This is a genomic window from Ammoniphilus soli, assembly GCF_040813775.1.
Window position 1 is genome coordinate 438,701 of the sequence record NZ_JBEGDL010000002.1, and the last position, 23,196, is coordinate 461,896.

Below are 23,196 nucleotides of genomic sequence, written 5' to 3' on the forward strand. Positions count from 1 at the left end.
ACCATGTTTTCTCTTTATTCTAGAATCGTAGTCGCCTATGACCATTCGGAGTTAGGTAAAAAAGCACTAGAAACCGCCCTGAAGATCGTTGCCCAGGACGAGCGGATTGAACTCGATGTCATTACAGTCGTGAGCATTCCGACTAGCGCCTTTTATGCAGCCTCTGCCTATAGCATTGACCCGATCCGCGACGCTCAATTAGCGGTTGCCAAGGAAGTTCTTCAAGAGGTTAAAGAAAAGCTGGAAAGCCTTCCGAACAAATCAAGAACATTTATAATGGAAGGAAGTCCTGCTCAAGCGATCTTAGAATTTGCCAAAGAGAATGAGGCTAGCTTAATCGTGATGGGGAGCCGCGGGCTAAGCGGTGTAAAAGAATTGTTCCTGGGCAGTGTCAGCCACTATGTTGTGCAGCAAGCGACATGTCCGGTATTTATTGTAAAATAAATTTTAGAAAAGGGTTCTCATAAGGTGCACGATGGCATCTGAAGGGGCCCTTTTTTTTTGGAGTAAGAATAAAATATCAAAATTACGTAACTTTTTTACCTATTAATCCGTTAAATATAAAGGGTCATTTTTAGTAACTGTAATGGAAGGTGATGCTCATGGGGCAAATTCCCCTTATATATACCGAATGGGATGAGACAGCACTTCAGCCTAAAGAGGTATTGGCACAGGTGGCAGTCGATCAGGGAGTGCTTTTTTTGAGAAAACTCGCGAATGCTACAGTCATCCGAAACCAGCTCTTTGAACATACCTCTAACGAAAGCGATGGAAGGGAATCATTGATCTATCTCCAACCTCTTCGGTATAGTCACTTAGAGGAGAAAGACGCCATAGAGAAGGCTGTTTTTTCCAGGCATGATATAGCTCCCAAGTACGAAGCGGAATATTGGACGAAAGGTGATCACAATTTTATATTTAGGGAAATGCAGCGATTTGACCAGGCTATGGATGCCGCTCAAGTCCTTTTGGATCATTACGTCCATTTTCATGGCACCCATTATGAAATTCTCTATGCCGTACTTGACCCAGCTCGCAGAAAGCTCCTCCTTTTCCTGAAGCGGACGGCATTTTCGGTTTTATGAGTTCAGTGTTAGAAAGGAGTCAAATAATGGACCGAAAAACAATAGAAGAATGGTTTGAGAAAGAGCGCGAAAAAGCTGGAGAGTCAAATGGCTTAACGAACATCTCTTTTCAAGAAAAATGGCTGGCTTTTTCTCTCGTTGCAGTCGTTCCTGTGGTGCTGACCGGCTGTGCTCCAGAACCAACGGCTCAGCAACCCCTGCCCAGAACCGAGAATACTTCGATATCCTCAAACCAGCTGTCAAACAACCAAAATTTGACAGCCTATGACGAATGTATGTGGGAACGAGAATCGCTGGGGGAGTGGGAAATTGATTGCGGAGATGATTCATCCTCTTGGTATAGCAGCCGTGGGTATAGCTCAAGGCATTCCTATGTCCCTTCTACCTCTCGATATTATCGGATGGTCAAAGGCGATTCGCCTAGCTCGTCAACTGCCCCGTCATCTTCTGCTCCTTCCACCCACAGAGTAAGCAGGCAGGCAGTGCAGGAATCAGTTCCGGTACATATAAATCAGGAGTAGGCACTGGGGGAATCAGCAGTGGCGGAACCTCGATGGGAGGGTAAAGATGAACCGGATCATTTCACTTCTGCCCACTCATGACGAATTGTTTGCTGGAGAGCGCGGAGTCCGCATTCCCTATCATCGGATGTATGGTAAGGAATATTGCCTTTCCTCTTTAGTGCATTATCGAAGAAATGAATATCGTACCTTGCAGGTAGCTTCAGAGCAAGCAGATCGCATATACCGAAAGGCGCTGCGTTTTGTTCAGCGATACCTTCCGGACACCCTGCTGATTAATCAATTGGGGATTCATCCCCGCTTGATCCCAGCGGCTAGAATGGAAGTTCCCTATCATGGGGTTTCACGGCAGGACTGGATTGTCAACAATGGGACCTTTAAACTGATTGAAAATAATACAGATACACCAACCGGCATCCCTGAGGCAGCTTATCTGGCTGACTCCATGATTAAGCAAGTTCCAGCTTTTCAAAACCCTTCAGAACCAATGGATATTTCAATTCGCCAAGCATTCAGCTCACTTCTTGCCTATTACAGAGAGCAAGGTTTTACGGGCGAAATCGTTTTTTCCTGTTATGAGTGGCATGAAGAGGATTTTTGCAACACGATGTATCTCATGGAACAAGTTTGCCAGGCAGGTTTCCCAGCTCGTTTTGTATCACTGGAGAAACTAGAAGTTCAACCTGGTGTGGGGCTGTTTGCTGATGGGGAAAAAGTAGATATCTGGTACCGGCTTTATCCTTTGGAATATCTGGTATACGATAGGGACGGAGAAGGATTTGCGACTGGGGAAGAAATTCTTGATTTGGTTAGAAAGCAGAAGTTAGCCATCATCAATCCAGCACAAAGTATTATCACTCAATCCAAGGGATTAATGGCTATCATTTGGTCCTTATTTGAAAAGCGGAAGGTCCTTCCCAAAGTATTTGATGAAGAAGAATATGCTGTAATAGAGCGTTACTTTCTCCCAACGTATTTTGATGAAAATGTATTTCATGAGAAAAGCCTACCCTATGTTTCGAAAGCTTTATTTGGACGGGAAGGAAAAGGAACCTTGCTTTACAACCAGGCAGGCGAACCGGAGAGTTCAGATGGGGATGAGAAAACCTTGGATTCCGTAGTGTGTGATGCCTACTATAATGATCAGATTCGGATTTATCAGCGAAGGGAACAACTGGAGCAGATTAATGTGAGGACAGAGGAAGGAGAATTTTGCGGATACCTGCTTACCGGAGTTTTTGTAATGGGGGGACAATACGCTGGCCTTCTGCCGCGCATCGGCAATAAGGTGACTGGGAATCTTGCTTATTTTGCGCCTGCCGCATTGTAGAAAAAACGGAAGGATTGATGATGGCTATGTTTGACATTTTAAATATTGGTATCGGAATTGTTTTGATCATGATTATTTTATTAACAGGGTCGTTTGTGTTCAGCAAACTAACTCGCTTTGATGACATGGCCGAAATCCAAAAGGGAAATGAAGCCGCTGGAATCTATTTGGGCAGCAAACTGCTCGGGCTTTCAATTATTGTCGCTATGGTATCCTTCAGCAGTCATTCCTGGTTAGCTATGGTAACCTGGTCCCTTGTCGGAATGGTCGTATTAAGTTTAGTTTATGTGCTTTTCGATTTTCTCACACCGAAGTTTAAAGTATGCGAGGAAATTTCCAAAGGAAATAAAGCCGTAGCCCGTTTATTAAGTGCAGTTATTATTGGAACTTCATTTATATTGGGAACCATATTGATGTAGGAACCGAATAGCATGGTTGACAGGATCTTAGGAGGGATTTTTCCACTTGATATCATTTGCAGAGCTTGTTCACAGCGTGAAATTCGAAAGAAAGGGATTTCGGTTTTTTAAGGTAGTGGAAAAAGACCCTACCTTAAAATTGGTAGGTATGGGAAGAAGTGCATTTGTCTATCGAATCCAATCAACAGATAAGGCAATGAAAATCTTTTTCCCTTCGCATGTCCACTGGGCACAAGAAGAGGGGGCCATCTATCGGGAGCTTAAGGGGATCCCCTATTTCCCTTCCATCTACCAGGTAGGCCCCAATTACTTGGTTCTTGATTATATCGAAGGTGATACTTTATTTGAGCACTTACGCAAAGGAATCGTTATTACCGAAGAAAAAGTGAAAGAAGTCGATAAGGCGTTATCGATTGCAAGGGAAAGGGGACTTAATCCTTCGGATATTCACCTTCGAAATATTATCATTACAAGTAAAGGGGAGGTGAAGATTATCGATGTTGCCCGGTTTAGACAGAATAAGAACTGTCGGCAATGGGATGACTTGAAAACAGCATTCTACCGTTTTTATCATCTGCCTTTTTTTCCGAAGAAAATCCCGGCTTTTATCCTGAATCTGATTTCCTCCTTATATAAGAAGAATCTTCTCCTGATGAAAAAGGAAATAGTATAATACGGACCGATTTTGTATAATGGGTCTAGTTCTATAATACTTATGCATCTAACAGGAGCGGAAATGATGGAGTTGCCAAAAACATACAAGAGCAGCATGCCGCAGGGGCGTTTAACTAGAAGCGTACTTGCGGATGCTACTTCACAAAATGTATCAACAGGACTTATCTCTGCCACCCTGATTATGACGGGACCGGCCATGATTATTTTGGAAGCTGCAGCTTATGGAGGCTTAACCGACCAGCAAACAGTCAATTGGATGTTTGCGGTTAACTTTTTTGGCGGTTTGTTTGGTGTTATGATGGCGATGCGCAACCGTTTGCCAATAACTGGTGGACATTCCTTGACAGGAATTGCTTTTCTGGCGGCAATCACGGCCCAATTCACCTACCCTCAATTAATAGGTGGTTTTCTTATGTCCGGTTTGCTGATTTTCCTTCTCGGCATTTCCGGTTTGTTTACAAGAATCATCAAATGGGTGCCGAAAGAAGTGATTTCGGCCATGCTAGCGGGCTTAGTGGCCAGTTTTGTCGTTCGTCTAATCCCTGCTGTCAAGGAAATGCCAATCATTGGAGGAACGGCCTTAATTTCTTACTTTATTCTGATAAAATTTAGTAAACAGCTGCCTCCCGCATTGGGTGCCATCGTTGTGGCTATACTTATGTTACTAGGGACGCAGGGGCTGGAAATGAAAGAAGAAATCAGCGCGGCCCCTTTTCCAACTTTTCAGTCACCGGAATTCACTTGGATGGGGCTGATCAGCCTGGCTATCCCACTGGCCATGCTGATACTCAGCAATGATGCTGCCCCTGGAGTTGGGGCATTAGAAAGCATGGGGTATCGCCCGCCCATACGGAAAATTGTCAGCGCTAGTGGACTTTTTTCCATGATAACGGCTTTCTTTGGCGGACAATGTGCGAATATTGCCGGGATGATGACAGCCATATGTTCCAGCCCGGATTCTGGTCCAAAGTCCAAGCGATATGTTGCTTCGATCTTGTCAGGAATCGGGATGATGATATTTGGACTTTTTTCTTGGAAGATTGTTCCTTTCATCCAATCCCTGCCTCATCCCCTCATTTCCATACTGACTGGATTTTCATTAATTGGTGTTCTTTTATCCAACTTAAAATTAGGTTTTAGCGGAAGAAATTATTCCATGAGCTCCCTTACAGCGTTTGTTATTGCCTTATCCAATGTATCTTTTTTCCACATAAGCGCACCTGTATGGGCGTTGCTGTTCGGCGCTGCGATTGCCGCAACATTAGAAAAGAATATCGAAACATAACTCGAAATCATTCGTAGAACGTATAAATATTTCCCCGCGGGGAAGCTATTAAGAAGAGAAGAGAGTGGGTTGTTATCATTGTTTTTATTTGAACTGAATTTTGAAGAGAAAATTGCATTCTTAGAGCTAGCGCACCGGATAGCCTCCGTTGATGACTGTTTAACCCCTGCGAAAGAAATCTTATTAGAGGAATACGCAGCTGAAATGTACATCGAGGAGTATAAAATACAACATATGCCTATGGAAGAAGCTCTTAGTTATTTTCAAAGCGAGAGGTCTAAGCACATTGCATTGATAGAGCTCTTGAGGTTAATTTTTTCGGACGGTGTGTATCGGCCTGGGGAACGCAAATCGATTCAGCTCATCAAAGAATACTTTAAGTTTGATCCGAATGAATATAATAGTTTCCGAGATTGGATAACGAAAATTAAAGAGCTTCAAGAACAAGGGAGTTAGATCGATAAGGCAGTCAGTCAGAATTAAGGGTATAAGGACTGCCTTTTTGATATCCGTTAGAACTCTCTTACAATTAAATATATACTTGAATTTATACATATAAACTCTAATAATAAAGTAATGGTATTTTTTTAAAAACTGCAAAGGAGGTTATTTAATGAAACTTAGGGTATCTGCTGTACAGTATCACCTTCACACGATCCATTCCTTTGATGAATTCGCCAAACAATCCGAGCACTATATCAAGACGGCTGAGGAGTTTGGTGCTGAGTTCGTTTTATTTCCCGAATTCTTTACTACGCAGTTGATGTCCATCGGTGACAGCCAAGGACAGGCCCTCACTATAAATGATTTGCCTGATTTTACGGAACAGTACCGGGACTTGTTTTCCTCCTTTGCCAAGCAAACGAAGATGCATATCATTGGAGGAACGCACGTTACGCGAAAAGAAGACCGATTATATAATGTAGCCCATATGTTTTATCCCAATGGAAGGGTTGTTGAGCAGCCAAAACTTCATATTACGCCGACGGAAGTGAAGGAATGGAAAATGACTGCGGGCGAAGAGCTGCAGGTTTTCGAAACAGATAAAGGAACAATAGCCTTGCTCACCTGTTATGACATCGAATTCCCGGAAATTGTACGGATGGCTAAAGCCAAAGGGGCTGACGTTATATTCTGCCCTTCCTGCACAGATGATCGACATGGATTCCATCGTGTTCGCTATTCGTGTCATGCCAGGACAATAGAGAATCAAATCTATGTCGTCACCACTGGGACCGTAGGTTCACTTCCAACAGTTGACTTTATGCGAGCGAATTTCGGGCAGGCAGCCATTATTACACCGAATGATATTCCCTTTCCACAGCATGGGATCCTAGTTGAAGGAGAGATCAATCAGGATATGATCGTTACGGCTGATCTCGATTTGGATTTGCTTTATCAAGTCCGGGAGAGCGGTTCCGTGACGACTTGGCGTGACCGCAGGACAGATCTTTACACGGATTGGAAGTAAAGCCGGACAATCGGCTAACGGGGAGGGATAACATGTATCGCAAGGAGTTTTTTGTTTTCGACCAGGACCGGAGTGTCCCGGCTGTCATCCGCAACTATGAGGAAAAAGATTTCGCTGGTCTGATCCGGATTCAACAGGAAAGCTTTCCGCCTCCTTTTCCATCTGAACTGTGGTGGAACACGGAACAATTGCGAAATCATGTGACATTGTTTCCTCAAGGTGCATTATGCATGGAAGTGGATGGAGAAATCGCTGGCTCTATGACCGGATTGCTCGTAGACTTTGATCCCGATTATCCTGATCATGCTTGGGAAGAAATTACCGATAATGGCTATATCCGGAACCATAGACCCGATGGGGATACGCTTTATGTTGTCGATATTAGCGTTCGACCCAGTTTTAGAAAACTGGGCTTAGGAAAGTGGCTCATGTTTTCTATGTATGATGTGGTTATACATAACGGTTTGGAACGTCTGCTAGGTGGCGGCAGAATGCCGGGCTACTATAAAAAAGCGGGAGAAATGACAGCTGAACAGTATCTGGATGCTGTCGTCAAAGGAGATTTGAAGGATCCTGTCATAACCTTCCTGCTTCGCTGCGGACGTACCCCCGTGAAAGTGGTTACTAATTATCTGGAGGATGAAGAATCCTGCAACTTCGGTACGCTCATGGAATGGAAGAATCCTTTCTATAGATCAAATTCATCCAATTAAAGGAGTCAATGCAGTTATGGAATACCATAGAATAACGAGTATTCAAGATCCTTTGTTCAAGAGTATGCATCAACTAATGCAAGAAATCTTTCCTCCAGAAGAGGTTTTAGAATTCGGCCTGTGGAAAGAACCGCTGGAAGACCCGGGTATCCGTGTTTTTGTGGCAATCCATGATGGAAAAGTAGTTGGGGCTACGGAGTATCGTTATTATGACGACTTCAATGTGGCTATGACCGATTTTACTATTATTGGACAAGCGGGACTAGGAATTGGGCGTTTCTTGGCCCGGAAGCGACAGCTAGACCTAGAAACCTTGGCTAGAGCCAATGGAACGGAATTATATGGAATGTTTGCGGAAATCTATGATCCTTATCAAGTGGAGGAGCACGCATTTGGCGGCATGAAGCCGATGGATCCTTATGTTCGCCGAGAGGTTTTATCCCACCTGGGCTATAAGCGCCTTGACTTTGCGTATGTGCACCCCTCCTGGAACAACGATGGTGAAGCGGTCACGGGTCTTGATCTCGGTTTTATGCCAACCAACGAAGAACAGGATCAGCTAGAGTCTGAATTAATCGTTAAATTTTTGGAGCGCTACTATACAGTGTTACCGAATAAGCCGAAATCGTGGTACGAGATGGTGGAAAATTTAAAAACAAAGGCATCCATACCTTTGCTGCCAATATAATAGAGATTTTTTTATCAAGGACACACTAGGAAACTAGGTGTCTTTTTTTTCTGGATGGGAAAGTAAACTTAACTTTCCCAGAAGCATAAAAAGCTTCCTCCAAGAGTGGTCTGGCTACCCAGTATTAGCTTCAATGAAGCTTTTTTTATACAAGTGTTCTATCAGGTAAAGAGCGGGATATGGTATAGTGAAAAAATTAGAAAACGTTCTAGAGAGGAAATGTGAATGAAGCGAAAAACTCTTCTATTTTTAGTGTTGGCAAATTTGTTTTGGGCTGGGAATTATGTTTATGGGAAGTATGTTGTTACTGAGGTATCACCGATTCAAATGACGTTTGTAAGGTGGCTTATTGCCCTATGCTTTCTTTTTCCTATGGCTCACTTTATCGAGCGGCCCAAGTGGAATAGGCTTTGGAAGCACTGGAAGGTGTTAGGTGCGATGAGCTTGCTTGGGGTGATTGGCTACAATATGCTGCTTTATCAGGCATTAATGTATACGAGTCCGTTGAACGCCTCATTAGTCAATGCCCTTAACCCTGCGGTAATCGTGATTTTTTCGGTCATTTTATTAAAAGAGAAGCTAAGCAAGCTGAATATTCTCGGCTTTGCCATTTCTCTATTCGGGGTTCTTCTTATACTTACGCGAGGGCAGCTTCTTGAGCTCTTTCGGATCCAATATAACATGGGGGATTTGCTCATGTTGGCCGCCATCCTGGTATGGACCTTCTACTCTATCATTGGAAGGACCATCCCTCAGATCCCGCCGATTGCGGCCACCGCGATGACCGTGATGATCGGACTGCTGCTTATGCTTCCTTTTGCTTCATCCGCGTGGGTTCCGTTAGGAGAAATAAGTTCATCAGCGAAAACGGGGATTCTATACATGGGATTATTTCCTACCGTGGGTTCGTTCTTGCTATGGAACCTGGCTGTTCGTGACATCGGACCTAGCCGTTGTGGTATTTTCCTAAATCTTATTACCGTTTTTACAGCAATCACCAGCATTATTCTTGGTGAGCAAATTACACTCATTCAATTATTCGGCGGTATTTCTGTATTTACCGGTGTTTATTTAACCAGTAAACAAATTAAAACGGGGGAGTCACTAAAAGAAAGCCGTGAGGCAGAAGCACTGTAATGTGCCGGGTGAAAAGTTCAGAAAATAATCATAAGACAAAATACTACAATCATAAGAATAGATATCATTCAAAATTAAGGAGGGAAGTTTCATCACTTCGCAAGAAAAGTATTTGCCAAAAGGAAAAAAGAAAGGATTGTTAAGTAAATCAGGGTAATCCACTCATTTTGTGTTTCTTGCCGAATAAAATGGTCAAAAATCAGATTATTTGACTCTATATGCCTTGATATACATTCTAATGGTCCTTGAAGCAGCTACGATTTATTATTTACAATAGATGTAAATACAAAATTATATCATCTATAGGGAGGTGTAACTATTTACTCCGAATGACGGGGTAAATAGAACGTTATTGGATCCTGAACCGGAACTTTTGTTCAATCTTATTCTAGTTGGTTTTCTTGTACTTTTAAACGGTTTTTTTGTGGCTGCTGAGTTTGCCATGGTGAAGGTAAGAAGCACACGTTTAGAAAGCTTAGCTTCAGAAGGGAATGGGAAGGCAAAACTTGCCCAAAAACTGACCAGCAATCTTGACGCTTACTTATCTGCTTGCCAGCTCGGAATCACGCTTGCCTCATTAGGGCTAGGGTGGGTGGGTGAACCTGCAATTGCCAAAATCATCGAGCCGTTCCTCATGGACTTTGGATTTTCAGCTACAGCCATTCATGCGGTTGCCTTTGCCATTGCCTTCTCGATTATTACGTTTCTTCACATCGTCATTGGGGAATTGGCACCGAAATCCATGGCTATTCAGAAATCAGAGGCGGTCACACTGTGGACTGCAGGTCCTTTAATTGCTTTTCATAAATTGATGTATCCGTTTATTTGGTTCTTAAATGGAACAGCCAATCAATTATTGCGATTAGTAGGACTGCGGGTCGTTGCTGAACATGAAGCAGCTCATACAGAAGATGAAATCCGGATTCTAATGCAAGAAAGTCATAAAAACGGTTTTATTAATAAGACGGAAATGGTTCTGGTTGACAATATATTTGACTTCTCTGAAAGAAATGCAAGGGAGACAATGATTCCGCGAACTGACATGGTTTGTTTATATACACAGAATACGTTTGAGGAAAATCTTGAGATTGCCCTTAGCGAACAAATGACTCGTTATCCAGTGTGTGATCCTGACAAGGATAATATTATCGGATTCGTTCATATCAAGGATTTATTTGCCACGGTATCGCATGGCGAACACAAGGACATTAGCCAAGTGATCCGTGAAGTGATCGCAATCCCTGAATCCATGCCGATTAGCGAGATCTTAAGAATGATGCAAAAGAATCGGATGCAGTTAGCCATTGTGGTTGATGAGTATGGGGGAACAGCGGGTCTGTTAACCATCGAGGATATTATTGAGGAAATCGTCGGTGAAATTCAAGATGAGTTTGACGAGGATCCCCTCCCGATTGAAGAGGAAGGAAAAGATTGCTATTCTGTTGACGGAAGACTCCTGATCGATGACGCCAACCAAGTATTTGGCTTCAATATTGAAACAGACCATATTGATACGCTTGGGGGCTGGATTTACTCTATCATAGGCAAACAACCTCATTTGGATCATAAAGTGGAATACGACGGGTATGAATTTACCATTACCGATATTGACCACCATAGAATCAATCGCATTCAAGTTCGGAAAATTAGATATCTGGAAGAAATCGATGAAAAAGAAATGGAAAATGGGAAGAGTATTACCTCTGTTATTGATACCGCAACCACATAAGTAATACAACTTTATAGGCATAGCGAAAGCCCAAAAGAGATCTTTCGAGATTTCTTCAGGGCTTTTTTTCACTTTCAGAATTTATAACTTCTTGTATAATAGAAAAGAATCGCTCGTGAAGAAAGGAAAACGAAATGAAAAAAATACAAATTAAAGACCTAGTCGACAAATTTCAACTAGAGGTTTTAGCTGGGGAATCAGGGCTTGACAGACAAATCACTGAGGATGACATCCATCGCCCAGGACTAGAATTCACAGGGTTTATCGAATATTTTCCGAATAACCGCATTCAACTCTTAGGCAGGCAAGAGATTGACTATTTGCACTCGTTAACCCATGAAGAAAGAGATCGGCGGATAGGGAATGTAGTGAGACTTCATCCGCCTTGCTTCATTATTACCCGAGAGCAGGAAGGCCTTACTTATTTTGAGAAACACTGTATGGAAGAAGGCATTCCCCTGCTCCGAACCAGTCAGAAGACAACGAAATTTATATCAAAAGTCAATAATTTTCTAGAAAAATCACTTGCTAAAGAAATCGGAGTTCACGGGGTTTGCTTGAATGTCTTTGGGGTGGGGATTCTCCTTCGCGGTGATAGTGGCATCGGAAAAAGCGAAGCCGCTTTAGCTTTAGTCGAAAGAGGACACCGTCTAGTTTCCGACGATCTGGTCATCCTAAAACAGATCGACCCAGAGACTATCATAGGGACACATAATCAGAGCAATAGCGGTTTTCTCTCCCTGCGAGGCATCGGCTTGGTCGACATTCCAAGAATGCATGGAACCGGGTCCGTTCAGGACGAAACGGAAGTCAATCTCGATATTCTTCTTTCGCCCTGGAAGGACAAGCATCACTATGATGCGCTCGGTTTTGAAAAGCATACGGTAACCTACTTGGATGTAACCATCCGGCACATTGAAATACCCGTCAGGCCTGGACGTGATGTCGCAGGCTTAATCACGACAGCAGCTAAAAATTGGAGACTCCAGCAACAAGGCTATGATGCACTTGCAGAATTCGAAAATCGGCTAATGCTGGGCTAAGAGTAGTCAAACCTATACAATACATCAGATAAGGAGCAGGACTATGGATAAAGTGATGTTTATTGAAATCGGGATGGGAATCGATTTGCATGGCCAGAACGTGACCAAGGCAGCCGTAAGAGCGGTTCAAAATGCGATACACCATAATTCGATGCCGGGATTGCGTTCGGTCCTTCCCGGAAACGATCTTCATAATATGAAAGTGCATGTTAGGTTAGCCGTTCCGGCTGACAAGGATAAATTGGATTTGTCTGCTGTAGAAGCGGAATTGCCGTATGGGCAAGTAAGCTTTGAAGTAGTGGACGGCGGAATGTTGACGACAAGCGGTGTAGTTATTGCAGAAAAAGAGGATAAAAATGACCTGGCTTATGTCGTCATCGCATCCGTAGAAGTAGGTTATTAAGAAGAAAACTGTTATAGTCCAGAAAGCCCGAGCGAACTAGAATGTGCCGAAGAATTCTGTGAGGATTTAAGCTTGCCTATTAATATCATCCAAAGAGAAAGCTAAATGACATACAATATAGCCCTATTCCCTTAAGCTATCTTAGGAATAGGGCTATTATTATTTAACATAACAAAAACTCATTTAAACTAATTAAAATGAAGAAGAAAGAACAAGACTTCATTGACTAGCAGATAAATCTATCATATTATTTGGACATAAATGATTTACCTAAGGGGGGAAAGAGATGATGGGGGATGAGACATATACGCCCGAAGAGGTAGCGAAACTCCTTAAAATTTCAAAGTACACGGTATATGAAATGGTTAAGAGGGGAGAGCTCCGATCCTACAGAATAGGGAATAAAGTTCGAGTAGATCAAGAAGATTTACAAGCGTTCATCGAAATGAAGAAGGGGCCTTCCTCTGTGGAGCCTACTTCTGAAGGGGCCCAACCCAGACCGATCAACCACCCAAGCGCCATACTCCGCCTTGCTGGCAGCCACGACTTTTTGGTAGAGCACCTAGTACAATATTTAAGCACAAATTCTCCCTCGCTTTCTTTGCATGCCAGTTATATCGGAAGCTTAGAAGGGCTAATGATGCTACATAGAGGATTGACAGACGTTGCCGCCATCCATTTATTAGATCCCCATACGGGAGACTATAATATTCCATTTATCGAACGCATTTTTATACAGGAACCTATCCGAGTGGTACACTTGGCTAAGCGTAACCAAGGCTTTATCGTAGCAAGGGAGAATCCTAAGAAGATAAAGGATTGGACTGACCTAACCCGTGGAGACATCCGATTTGTTAATCGGCAAAAAGGATCAGGAACACGTTTTTTGCTAGATCATCATTTAAGTAAAAAAGGAATCGCTACAGCTGACGTCATGGGATATGAAAACGAGGAATGGAATCATTTTGCCAGTGCCTCTGCGGTAGCTCGCGGGGCTGCAGATGTTACGCTGGGCATTGAGAGTGCAGCCGCAAGGATGGGGCTCACGTTTATTCCTCTTGCTGAAGAGCGCTTTGATTTAATTGTCAGGCTTACGCCACAAAATCAAGAGGTCTGGGAACTCTTTTACTCCATATTGTGTTCCCTGGACTTCCGCAAGAGCTTGCACGAATTTGAAGGCTATGATTTTTCTCGCTTAGGAGAGATCATTATCGAAAACATAAGCTAAGCGAGGTTGATATGTGGAGTGAATTCGTAGAGGTATTTCAGAATCCGGATGTTATAGCTGTCATTTTGCTATCCTTGCAAGTTTCCGCTACTGCCGTGATAATCGGGATGCTATTAGGCATACCGCTTGGCGCGGTGATTGGGCTTTTTTCCTTTCCAGGAAGAAAGCTCATCATTGCTCTCATTTACACGATGATGGGCTTTCCGCCTGTTCTTATAGGTGTTGTTGTTTATTTGCTGTTATCTAGACAAGGCATCCTAGGGGGCTGGGAGCTCTTATTTACACCATCCGCCATGGTCCTGGCCCAAATCATCCTGGTAACCCCTATTATCACGGGACTTACACTTACCGCGGTCTACTCTAAGGAACGTTTTTTTGCTGAGACTGCACAGAGTTTAGGAGCTAATCGCTTGCAAATGGTATGGGCGCTAGTCAAGGAGTCAAGGAAGGGAATCTGGGCCGCCGTGGCGACTGCTTTTGGAAGGGCAATTTCTGAAGTGGGTGCGGTCATGTTAGTGGGGGGGAATATCGAAGGCCACACCCGGGTGATGACCACAGCCATCATTTTAGAAACGAGAAAAGGTAATTTTGAGGTAGGCCTTACCTTGGGAATCGTTCTGCTTCTTATTAGTTTTGCCATTAATAGTTTTCTATTAGTAGGGATGCTTAGGGGGATACAAGGCAGCGGGAGAGGATAATATGTTGAATCTAGCAGAGTATCGCCAACTAAAAGTCACGTTTGACCATAAAGATGTTTTATCCGTTCAGCATTTGGATATTCAAGCCGGAAAACGATACGCGGTAGTTGGACCTAGCGGTTCAGGCAAAAGTACATTCCTGAGACTGACTAACTTATTGGAGCTGCCGTCAAGCGGAAGTCTGAAATTGTTTGAAGAACCCTTTTCGGAAAAAGGATATACTCGCAGTAAACAGCTTCATATCCAACGTCAAATGGTGTATGTATCGCAAAAGCCCATTATGTTTGATATGACCGTAGAAGAAAACATTGCCATGGGTTTGAAGTACCGTAAAATGAAAAAAAGCCAATCAGAGGAACGAATAGAGGAAGTCCTAAATGCCGTTGGCCTTGCAGGATATGCGAAGCGACGTGCTACAACACTATCCGGTGGGGAAGCGCAGCGAATTGCGCTGGCTCGCGCTCTTGTTATAGAACCCAAGTTGCTTTTGCTTGATGAGCCGACTTCTAATTTAGACCCAATCAATATTGAAATTATAGAAAATGCCGTCAATCAGATCCATGACAGAATTGGAGTAACCGTAGTGATGGTGACCCATAATCTGCAGCAAGCCAAGCGGATAGGGGATGAAATCATTTTTATAAATCAAGGAAAAGTGTTTGAAAAACAAAAGAAGGATCAGTTCTTTGAATCCCCTCCTGTACAAGAAATGGCGGATTTTATATCAGGAAGAATGATCTATTAAAGTTTAGCTTATATCCCCTCCAAACCCTGGAGGGTCTTTGTGCTCCATTGGCATTGCCATACTAACTGTATTTCACTAGAAAGATCATGATAAGGATGCTTGCTAAGCATCCTTTTTTGGTTTTTACTTGCATGATAAAGGAAACTATTGGATAGTTTGCCAGAGGAGGGGGAATATATGAAAAAGAATAAAAGATTCGGGAGGTCACATGGAGCATCGCGCACAGCTTAGGGAATGGATACAGCAGTTTCGTTCATATGCAAAAGAAGGTAAAGTGGCAGATTATATTCCCGCATTACAAAAAGCGAATCCTGATCATCTGGGGATATGTATCATAGGTTCGGAAGGGGCTAAATGGGGGGCAGGAGAGTCAGAGGTTCCCTTTACGATGCAAAGCATCTCCAAGATTGTAAGCTTTATGACCGCTTGCTTGGCCCACGGAATGGAGAAGGTATTGAAAAGGGTTGATGTAGAGCCTACGGGAGATGCTTTCGACTCCATTATTCGTCTGGAGGTTCACGAGCTTGGAAAACCGTTTAATCCAATGATCAACGCCGGAGCTCTTACCATCGCTTCGATCTTGCCAGGACAAATGCCAGAGGAAAAATTGGATTCCGTCTTAGTTCTATTAAATAATATCCTGGGCAGGCGTCCCGATATCAATATGGAAGTATTTGAGTCGGAATGGCGTACAGCTAACCGAAATCGGGCACTAGCTTATTATTTAATGGAAACCGGCTTTCTGGAGACGAGTGTAGAAGAGGCCTTGGAGGTTTATTTAAAGCATTGCTCCATAGAGGTCACATTGGAGGACCTGGCTACCATTGGTCTAGTTCTAGCCCATGATGGGTACCATCCGTTGCGTGGGGAACGGATTCTTTCGAAAAATATCGCTCGCCTCACCAAGGCAATTATGCTGACTTGCGGCATGTATAACGCTTCTGGCAAATTTGCTGCCTTTGTTGGTCTGCCTGCAAAGAGTGGAGTATCTGGGGGAATCATGTGTTGTATGCCTCCTCGCTTGCGTTCTCAAGAAATGCCTTTCCGAAATGGCTGCGGGATCGGAATCTATGGTCCGGCCATTGATGAATACGGCAATAGTGCTGCAGGGGTAAAACTCCTTCAGCATCTATCGGATGAGTGGGACTTCAACATCTTTTAGCAGTACACGGCAACCTCGCCAAATACCAACTTGAGTTGGCTAGGTTATGATAACATAGAAGAAGTATTTGATGGAGAGAGGAAGTTATAGATCGCATGAAACAAGCTCTAATTCTTGGTGCAACTGGGTTGGTTGGGCAACACGTGTTGCAGCTGCTGCTAACGGACAACAATTATGATAAAGTAACGATCTTAGTGAGAGACCCCGTGTCGATGACCCATCCGAAATTGGTTTCCATTGTCTTGGATGACTTCAGCAAGATGGCAGATATGGAGGAAGTCTTTGCGGTAGATGATGTTTTCTGCTGTTTAGGGACGACTATCAAAAAGGCCAGAACGAAAGAGAAATTTAAACAAGTGGATTTTTCCTTTCCGTTGCTAGCTGCTCAAATGTCTAAGGCAATGAAGGCGAAACGGTTTCTTTTGGTTTCAGCTCTCGGAGCGAATGCGAGTTCATCGGTATTTTATAACCGGGTAAAAGGGGAACTGGAGAAAGCGGTCCAAGAGTTGAATCTTCCTTCATTTTTAATCTTTCGACCATCGCTCTTGCTTGGACCGCGAAAAGAGTTCCGACTGGGGGAAAGGCTAGCAGGATGGATCACTCAACCGCTTTCTTTTCTATTTGCAGGAGCATTGGCTAAGTACCGTCCGATTGATGCAGGGGATGTAGCTAAGGCAATGGCCCTCATGGCACAAACTTTTTTACCTGGTACTCATATTTTTGAAAATAATCAGATGCACATAATGCTGGAATCCAGAAAATGATTGGGGGAAGTGGGAATGGCGGGAGCCCCCAAAGTCTTCATGGAAATTTTCAGAAAAGCTCCAGTTGCTGAGGAGGAACAGGTAGAGCTGGATAATCCATCCCAAGGAGACCCATCATTTCCTTAGCGTTGGATGCGGCATGTCCGCCTGAATTGTTGTTAAACAAGAGACAAATTTCATCTGTCCTACTTTTTATTTGTTCCATTCGGTTTGCCCACTCTGCTAATTCTTCACGACTATAGTTGTACAGGTAACGGATTTCTCTCCAATTTGCATTCCCTGACTGGCTCCAGCCTTCCGCGTTGCGACCATGAAAACGGACAATCGTAAGCTGCTGACACGTAGGATGCAATACAATAGGAACAGAATCTGCTCCCGCCTGGGGCTCATCACAAATGCTATGAATCCAGCCCTCTTTGCTCATGAACGCTAGAGTCTTTTCTCTCATCTCCGGGGTGAACCAGGATTGATGGCGAAACTCCAGCGCAAGGGGCATTTCGTTCATTTTACTTTTTATATATTTCAAAGCATCCACATTCGGTCTTGTACAGTCGAACCAAGGCGGAAACTGGAAGAGTACCGCTTTTAGCTTGCTGCTCTCTGCTACAGGTTGGATGGATTCAATAAAAGCCTGGAACATGTCATGAGAGGACGAAAATGGATTCTTCCCGCGCAAATGTCCGGTCATTCCTTGATAGGCTTTGATTATAAAAGAGAAATCAGGGGGAGTCTCCTTTACCCATTTTTCATAATTTCTAGTAGGCTGTACGGCATAAAAGGAACTGTCAACCTCCACAACGGAAAAATGCTCAGCGTATCTTTCCAGTTTTTTTTGCGCAGGAACGCCATCCTGGTATAAATCATCGTGATCACCCCAGCCGGTGAGACCGACCCGAATCTTCATCTTCCATCTTCCTTATCTAAGTTTTTAATAAAATAAGTATAGCACAGGAAAAGCTAAAGTTCCTATTCGCGCAAATTCCTACTTTACTTATCGGGATTATATGTATTATAATAAGGACATCACAAAAAGGATGTTTGTGGTTATAACATCCTTAATCTAGGAGGGTTCGTCTTGGAACAAAACGTTCAGATTCAAAGCTCCCATGTTCAGTTAGCAGCTACTCTACATTTCCCCATTAATCAGAAAGCAGAGGGGAGGGTTCCTTTAGTTATCATTTGTCACGGCTTTGTAGGAAATAGAATCGGCGTTAATCGATTATTTGTAAAAGCAGCTCGTGAGTTTGCCTCCCAAGGCTTTGCGGTATTGCGATTTGATTACGAAGGTTGCGGAGAGAGCCATGGGGAATATGGATCCTATGAGTTTGGGCGTTTTATCCAACAGACTAGAGATGTTATCGGGTATGGCGCAAGCATCCCGGGTGTAGACAAAAACCAGATCATTTTATTAGGTCATAGTTTGGGAGGAGCCGTTGCAGCCCTTACAGCAAGTGTGGATGAGCGTATCAAAAAGCTGATGATGTGGTCGGCGGTAGGTCATCCTTTCCACGATATTGTTCAAATTATTGGACAGGAGGAATGTGATAAAACCAAAACCGTTCCATATATTGATCACGAAGGATATGCCTTAACAAATATTTTCCTGGATTCACTTAAATCGTTTGTACCGTTAGAAAAGTGTAAGACGTTTCAGGGGGATGTATTTGTAGCCCACGGGACAAAAGACGAAGTGATTCCCTCCGACTATTGCGCATTGTACCAGCATGCTTTTAAGCGAGGCAGCAGCAGTAGTGCTGTAAAAGAGTTGATCCCAGGTGCTGATCATACTTTCAGCTCTTTAGAAGGATCGAAGGCCTTATATAAGCTATCGCTGCAATGGCTATTGAAGAACACCTATACCATGGAGAAAAGAAGTGTAGAAGCAATTTAACAAAAGGTGAGGAGGCTGTCCCAATGGTCAATAAAAGCGAGTTTGACGGATCAGCCTTTTTTTGCGTTGGCCCTTTGGCGGAAGGATTAGATTCGGTTGTGGTCTACTTGGTAGGATCGGTAGAAATTAAAAGGAGAGGGTGCCCCCAAAAATTAGTTTTGGGACACCCTCTTATTTTTACCAAAAATCTATTGTTTCAAAGGGCTGCCTCCGCCAATAAAGCGGAACTCCCAGTGGCGGTTGACGATAGAATCGATTCTTACCCCGCCAGAATCTTTGGAATAGGTATGTAGTACTTTTCCATCTCCCATGTAGATTCCATTGTGTCCGATGCTATCCCGGTCACTCGTATAGTTCGATTTGGAAGTCCCCTTATAAGGCATGAAGAACATAATATCCCCAACTTCTAAATCACGCCAATCCGTTTTGATTTCCGCTCCCATACTCTTCAGATACTTATAATGAGAGGTAGCACCACCTCGTCCTATATCTAGACCTACACCGTCAAGGTATACTTGGCGAACAAAATCGGAGCAGTCAAAAGTATTGGTATTACTGCGGCTAGATCCATATTCATACGGTGTTCCTAAATACTTTAAACCAGCCTTGATAAGTGCGTCCTGGACGCTAGAGTCGGTAGGCTGCTTTGGTGCTGGGGAAGATTCTACACTAGACGCAAAGCTTCTAAGCCCGACGAAGTTATTTTTAACAATGGAATCATTCGTAGAGAGGACCTTTACACTCCCGAAAGGTTTATAAGCTACTGCAATTTGACTGTTTCCAAGATATACGCCGGAAGCAATTAAATTGGAGCTGCTAGACCCAAAAAAAGCAACGTCACCCTTTTTTAAATTAGATAGCGAGACGGGCGTTCCTTGACTATAAAGCGTAGACAAGTTATCGGAAGCAGAAATGCCGACACCCTTTAGCGTATATTGAATAAAATCACCGGCCGTATAGTATTTCAGGGAATATCCTATGTATTTCTGAGCAGATTCAGCAATTTGATTCGATGTAGCAGCATAAGTTGGGGTGAAAGATGAGAAAACAATCCCCCCTGCTAGCAATAGACTTAGAATTTTTGACTTTTTCATAGTTGTCACTCCTTGGATGTAAAATTTAGTAGATTTCCTTGTCCCTTGGCATGTCCAACTTTAGCAACTAACCAAACGTAAATACTAGAAAAATGTAAGAGATCTTACATAATTCCTAGATTTTTACTTTATTTCTATTTGTTTAATAGTTTAGCAGAGAAGTAACAATTGTTCAATAAATATGAACAACTTCCATGATTTACTAAAACTATTAAATTTTTCGTTGGGTAGGGGATCAAAGGAAGCTATCTTTTTGAAACTCTCTTGTTTAGAGAAGAATAGCGGGTTATAGTAAATGGTACCGAAGGAAAGGACTGGCAGAAAGAGCACAAAGTACTACTTTGCCGAGTGGTACCATCTGTTATTTGACAAGGAGCTGATTTTATTGTCTACACACCATTGCGAGGTCTTAATCATCGGCGCAGGGTCGATGGGGATGGCAGCTGGATATTTCTTAGCTAAAAGGGGAATTCAAACGATCTTGGTGGATTCAAATGACCCTCCTCATGTTCAGGGAAGTCATCATGGTGAAACTCGTTTATTCCGTTACGCTTACCAGGATCAAATTCCTTATGTTCCCCTAGCCCTTCGATCTTTGGGCCTATGGAAGGAACTAGAGGCGGAAACAGCCCACCAGATATTGAATCCAACGGGTGTATTAAGTGTTTCGATAGACGATCATGCTTCATTGGAAGCTAAAGTGAAAGCAGCACAGGAACATTCCTTGCCCGTTGAATGTTTCTCCAGAGATGAGATTCTTCGGCGATGGCCAGGATTTGTTTTGCCGGAATCGGCGAAAGCGATACTCGAAGTCAATGCAGGGATCCTTGCACCCGAAAAAGCGATACACGGCTATCGCATGTTAGCCAAGCGAGAAGGAGCAGCCTTGTTTACGCATACTCCTGCCGAAAAAATAATCTACGGTTCTCATGGTGTAGAAGTCCATACCAAGGATCAGACCTTTTTTGCTGATAAGCTTTTGTTGAGTTCCGGTGCTGGCAATGCCCACCTGCTAAAGAATCTATCCCTTCCCTTGCGCGTGGTCCGAAAAACCGTAGGCTGGTTTCACACGAAAGGGATGGAATTTCGCCATCCGGCTTTCCCGGGATTTGTGATTACGAAAGGGAAAACCGATTATTACGGTTTTCCGGATTTTGACGGTGGGGGACTAAAGATTGGTCGCCATGATGGCGGGCAGCGGATACGGACTGGCGAAAGTATTTTACCTTTTGGAAGTTATCCGGAAGATGAGCAAGACCTTCGCCAATGTCTGAATGCCTACATGCCTGCAGCATCTGGTCCACTTGCAAAGGGATCTACTTGTCTTTATACTGTGACCCCTGACGAGCACTTTGTTATCGATCAACATCCGGAATATCAGCATGTTTTCATTGCTGCAGGTTTTTCTGGCCACGGATTTAAGTTTGCAAGTGCCATAGGAGAGGCCTTGAGTGAGATTTTGATCGATGGAAAGGCGAACATCGATTTATCCCTTTTTTCCTTGGCAAGGTTCGTTTAACATCATTCCTAACTTTTTAAAATTACTATTGAGATGTAGGCGTTCTCATGATACTATACTAGTAAATATGTCTAAAATGTGAAATTCCATATTAAGTTTAATGCGGGACAGCGAACCTGTCGCCCGTTAGATAGATTGGAATTATGAATGAATGAGTCAGTGGTTTTAAGCAGCGGTCCTGTGGTTAAACTACCGTCACATCTCTTTTAACCGTATTCGTATTGCGGTGGAAGAGGAGTGGCGGTTTTTTCGTTCATTCATTAGAAAACAAAAGAGAGGGAGCATATGGGAAAATTAAAAAATCGTTGGCTAGTCGCTCTGTCCGCTATCTCGATTCACCTATCCATCGGTTCTGCTTACGCGTACAGTGTATTTAAGAAACCGCTTGGAAACGAAATGGGATGGTCTGGGACAGATATCGCATGGGCGTTTACTATCGCCATTTTCTTTTTAGGATTATCTGCTGCAGCATTCGGTCGTTTTGTCGAAAAGAATGGGCCAAGCAAATCAGCTATGGTCTCTGCGCTCTTTTTCAGTACAGGGCAAATTGGAGCGGGTTTTGCGGTCTCCATTGAATCTCTCCCTTTATTCCTTGTGATGTATGGAGTGATTGGCGGGATTGGTCTGGGGATTGGTTATATTTCACCCGTGTCGACCTTGGTGAAATGGTTTCCTGATCGTCGCGGGCTTGCCACCGGTATGGCAGTATTCGGATTTGGTGCGGGCTCCCTGCTTGCTAGTCCGATTGCTGCTCAATTAATCGAGGCTGTTGGGATTTCAGCAACGTTTTATATCCTTGGCCTGAGTTATTTTGTCATGATGATGCTTGGTGCATCTTATATTGCAAGGCCTCCTGAGGGTTGGATGCCGGAAGGAATGAAAAAGGAAATCCAAGCAGGTACTCGCGAATACAAACAGGATTTGGCTCAATTATCTGCCAATGAAGCTTTTAAAACAAAACGTTTCTGGATGCTCTGGTTAATGATCTTCATAAATATTAGCTCAGGAATTATGATTATCTCTGTAGCCTCCCCAATGGCGCAGGAAATGGTGGGGTTAAATGTAGCCGCTGCGGCAGCTATGGTTGGGATCATGGGTATCTTTAATGGATTGGGCCGAATTGGCTGGGCTGGAATCTCGGACTATATTGGACGTCCCGCTGTGTTCACGGCTTTCTTCGCTATTCAAATAGCTGCGTTCATGATTATTCCGAATGTAACGAATGCACTGATGTTCCAAGCCCTTATTTTAGTTATAATGACTTGCTATGGTGGAGGGTTTGCAGCTTTGCCTGCCTTCATTGGTGACATGTTCGGAACAAAACAATTAGGAGCAATCCATGGCTATTTATTAACTGCTTGGTCGATGGCTGGGGTGGTTGGTCCAATAGCCGTAGCACAAATTAAGGAAGCAACCGGAAGCTATGTGGTCACCTTCCATATTTTCACATCCCTGCTTGCAGTTGCCCTAGTGGTTTCTTTCCTGATTCGAATGGATATCAATAAGAAACGAAAACAGCAAACAGAAGAAAATAAGGTGGCATAAAGAAAGGCTGGGGTATAGTAAACCATTGAAAAATTCTCTTTATCATGGTAA

General features: G+C 43.4%; 25 protein-coding genes. 23 read left to right on the forward strand and 2 right to left on the reverse strand.

The genetic code is table 11. The features are described from left to right. Nucleotides 1–3: 3 nt before the first annotated feature. The 20 genes from ABLT31_RS06945 (at nucleotide 4) to ABLT31_RS07040 (ending at nucleotide 17,096) form a co-directional block, all read left to right on the forward strand. Complete coding sequence (locus ABLT31_RS06945; protein ID WP_367750042.1) at nucleotides 4–444, forward strand: universal stress protein; 441 nt, start codon at nucleotides 4–6, stop codon at nucleotides 442–444. Nucleotides 445–602: 158 nt separating this feature from the next. Next, on the forward strand, nucleotides 603–1,085 hold the full coding sequence (locus tag ABLT31_RS06950; protein ID WP_367750044.1) for a hypothetical protein: 483 nt from the start codon (nucleotides 603–605) through the stop codon (nucleotides 1,083–1,085). Between the two features lie 26 nt (nucleotides 1,086–1,111). Continuing rightward, a complete protein-coding gene (locus ABLT31_RS06955; RefSeq protein WP_367750046.1) occupies nucleotides 1,112–1,606 on the forward strand; it encodes a hypothetical protein in 495 nt (164 codons plus the stop codon). Nucleotides 1,607–1,652: 46 nt separating this feature from the next. Beyond that, a complete protein-coding gene (locus tag ABLT31_RS06960) occupies nucleotides 1,653–2,936 on the forward strand; it encodes a glutathionylspermidine synthase family protein (RefSeq protein WP_367750048.1) in 1,284 nt (427 codons plus the stop codon). A gap of 26 nt (nucleotides 2,937–2,962) precedes the next feature. Further along, nucleotides 2,963–3,355, forward strand: coding sequence for a DUF350 domain-containing protein (locus ABLT31_RS06965; RefSeq protein ID WP_462976473.1), 393 nt, complete (start codon nucleotides 2,963–2,965; stop codon nucleotides 3,353–3,355). A gap of 46 nt (nucleotides 3,356–3,401) precedes the next feature. Continuing rightward, nucleotides 3,402–4,028, forward strand: a complete 627-nt coding sequence (locus ABLT31_RS06970) for a protein kinase family protein (RefSeq protein ID WP_367750051.1) — start codon at nucleotides 3,402–3,404, stop codon at nucleotides 4,026–4,028. 66 nt (nucleotides 4,029–4,094) lie between these two features. Beyond that, a complete protein-coding gene (locus tag ABLT31_RS06975; RefSeq protein ID WP_367750053.1) occupies nucleotides 4,095–5,315 on the forward strand; it encodes a benzoate/H(+) symporter BenE family transporter in 1,221 nt (406 codons plus the stop codon). A 69-nt stretch (nucleotides 5,316–5,384) separates the two neighbouring features. Continuing rightward, nucleotides 5,385–5,771 (forward strand): hypothetical protein, encoded by a 387-nt coding sequence (locus tag ABLT31_RS06980; RefSeq protein WP_367750055.1) that lies wholly within the window; start codon nucleotides 5,385–5,387, stop codon nucleotides 5,769–5,771. 157 nt (nucleotides 5,772–5,928) lie between these two features. Next, the gene (locus ABLT31_RS06985; protein WP_367750057.1) at nucleotides 5,929–6,786 is read left to right on the forward strand and encodes a carbon-nitrogen hydrolase family protein; all 858 of its coding nucleotides are present in this window, start codon (nucleotides 5,929–5,931) and stop codon (nucleotides 6,784–6,786) included. A gap of 32 nt (nucleotides 6,787–6,818) precedes the next feature. Further along, nucleotides 6,819–7,499 carry a GNAT family N-acetyltransferase gene (locus ABLT31_RS06990; RefSeq protein WP_367750059.1) on the forward strand — a complete coding sequence of 227 codons (681 nt, stop codon included), beginning with the start codon at nucleotides 6,819–6,821 and terminating at the stop codon, nucleotides 7,497–7,499. Nucleotides 7,500–7,515: 16 nt separating this feature from the next. Further along, a complete protein-coding gene (locus ABLT31_RS06995; protein WP_367750060.1) occupies nucleotides 7,516–8,187 on the forward strand; it encodes a GNAT family N-acetyltransferase in 672 nt (223 codons plus the stop codon). A 225-nt stretch (nucleotides 8,188–8,412) separates the two neighbouring features. Further along, on the forward strand, nucleotides 8,413–9,324 hold the full coding sequence (locus tag ABLT31_RS07000) for a DMT family transporter (protein ID WP_367750062.1): 912 nt from the start codon (nucleotides 8,413–8,415) through the stop codon (nucleotides 9,322–9,324). Nucleotides 9,325–9,697: 373 nt separating this feature from the next. Beyond that, nucleotides 9,698–11,053 (forward strand): hemolysin family protein, encoded by a 1,356-nt coding sequence (locus tag ABLT31_RS07005; protein ID WP_367750064.1) that lies wholly within the window; start codon nucleotides 9,698–9,700, stop codon nucleotides 11,051–11,053. Nucleotides 11,054–11,187: 134 nt separating this feature from the next. After that, nucleotides 11,188–12,096, forward strand: coding sequence for an HPr(Ser) kinase/phosphatase (gene hprK, locus ABLT31_RS07010; RefSeq protein ID WP_367750066.1), 909 nt, complete (start codon nucleotides 11,188–11,190; stop codon nucleotides 12,094–12,096). Nucleotides 12,097–12,139: 43 nt separating this feature from the next. Then, the gene (locus ABLT31_RS07015; protein ID WP_367750068.1) at nucleotides 12,140–12,499 is read left to right on the forward strand and encodes a Lin0512 family protein; all 360 of its coding nucleotides are present in this window, start codon (nucleotides 12,140–12,142) and stop codon (nucleotides 12,497–12,499) included. A 289-nt stretch (nucleotides 12,500–12,788) separates the two neighbouring features. Next, nucleotides 12,789–13,727, forward strand: coding sequence for a substrate-binding domain-containing protein (locus tag ABLT31_RS07020; RefSeq protein WP_367750069.1), 939 nt, complete (start codon nucleotides 12,789–12,791; stop codon nucleotides 13,725–13,727). Nucleotides 13,728–13,738: 11 nt separating this feature from the next. Beyond that, a complete protein-coding gene (locus ABLT31_RS07025; RefSeq protein WP_367750071.1) occupies nucleotides 13,739–14,425 on the forward strand; it encodes an ABC transporter permease in 687 nt (228 codons plus the stop codon). A gap of 1 nt (nucleotide 14,426) precedes the next feature. Then, nucleotides 14,427–15,170, forward strand: coding sequence for an ABC transporter ATP-binding protein (locus ABLT31_RS07030; RefSeq protein ID WP_367750073.1), 744 nt, complete (start codon nucleotides 14,427–14,429; stop codon nucleotides 15,168–15,170). A gap of 208 nt (nucleotides 15,171–15,378) precedes the next feature. Then, the gene (locus tag ABLT31_RS07035) at nucleotides 15,379–16,332 is read left to right on the forward strand and encodes a glutaminase (RefSeq protein ID WP_367750075.1); all 954 of its coding nucleotides are present in this window, start codon (nucleotides 15,379–15,381) and stop codon (nucleotides 16,330–16,332) included. A gap of 95 nt (nucleotides 16,333–16,427) precedes the next feature. Continuing rightward, nucleotides 16,428–17,096 (forward strand): oxidoreductase, encoded by a 669-nt coding sequence (locus tag ABLT31_RS07040; RefSeq protein ID WP_367750076.1) that lies wholly within the window; start codon nucleotides 16,428–16,430, stop codon nucleotides 17,094–17,096. A 49-nt stretch (nucleotides 17,097–17,145) separates the two neighbouring features. Here the strand turns inward: ABLT31_RS07040 and ABLT31_RS07045 are convergent, their stop codons facing one another. Next, nucleotides 17,146–18,000 carry a DUF72 domain-containing protein gene (locus tag ABLT31_RS07045; RefSeq protein WP_367750078.1) on the reverse strand — a complete coding sequence of 285 codons (855 nt, stop codon included), beginning with the start codon at nucleotides 17,998–18,000 and terminating at the stop codon, nucleotides 17,146–17,148. Between the two features lie 171 nt (nucleotides 18,001–18,171). Here ABLT31_RS07045 and ABLT31_RS07050 point away from each other — a divergent pair, with 171 nt between their 5' ends. Continuing rightward, nucleotides 18,172–18,987: an alpha/beta hydrolase gene (locus ABLT31_RS07050; protein WP_367750080.1), complete on the forward strand. Its 816-nt coding sequence runs from the start codon at nucleotides 18,172–18,174 to the stop codon at nucleotides 18,985–18,987. A gap of 188 nt (nucleotides 18,988–19,175) precedes the next feature. On the opposite strand, the gene ABLT31_RS07055 is transcribed toward ABLT31_RS07050, so the two are convergent. After that, nucleotides 19,176–20,081: an NlpC/P60 family protein gene (locus tag ABLT31_RS07055; protein WP_367750082.1), complete on the reverse strand. Its 906-nt coding sequence runs from the start codon at nucleotides 20,079–20,081 to the stop codon at nucleotides 19,176–19,178. A 295-nt stretch (nucleotides 20,082–20,376) separates the two neighbouring features. Between ABLT31_RS07055 and solA the strand changes: the two genes are divergently transcribed. Together solA and ABLT31_RS07065 are read left to right on the forward strand one after the other, a co-directional pair. After that, entirely contained in the window at nucleotides 20,377–21,600 is a 1,224-nt protein-coding gene (gene solA / locus ABLT31_RS07060; RefSeq protein ID WP_367750084.1) for an N-methyl-L-tryptophan oxidase, read from the forward strand. A gap of 285 nt (nucleotides 21,601–21,885) precedes the next feature. Further along, nucleotides 21,886–23,145: an L-lactate MFS transporter gene (locus ABLT31_RS07065; protein WP_367750086.1), complete on the forward strand. Its 1,260-nt coding sequence runs from the start codon at nucleotides 21,886–21,888 to the stop codon at nucleotides 23,143–23,145. The last annotated feature ends 51 nt before the right edge of the window (nucleotides 23,146–23,196 follow it).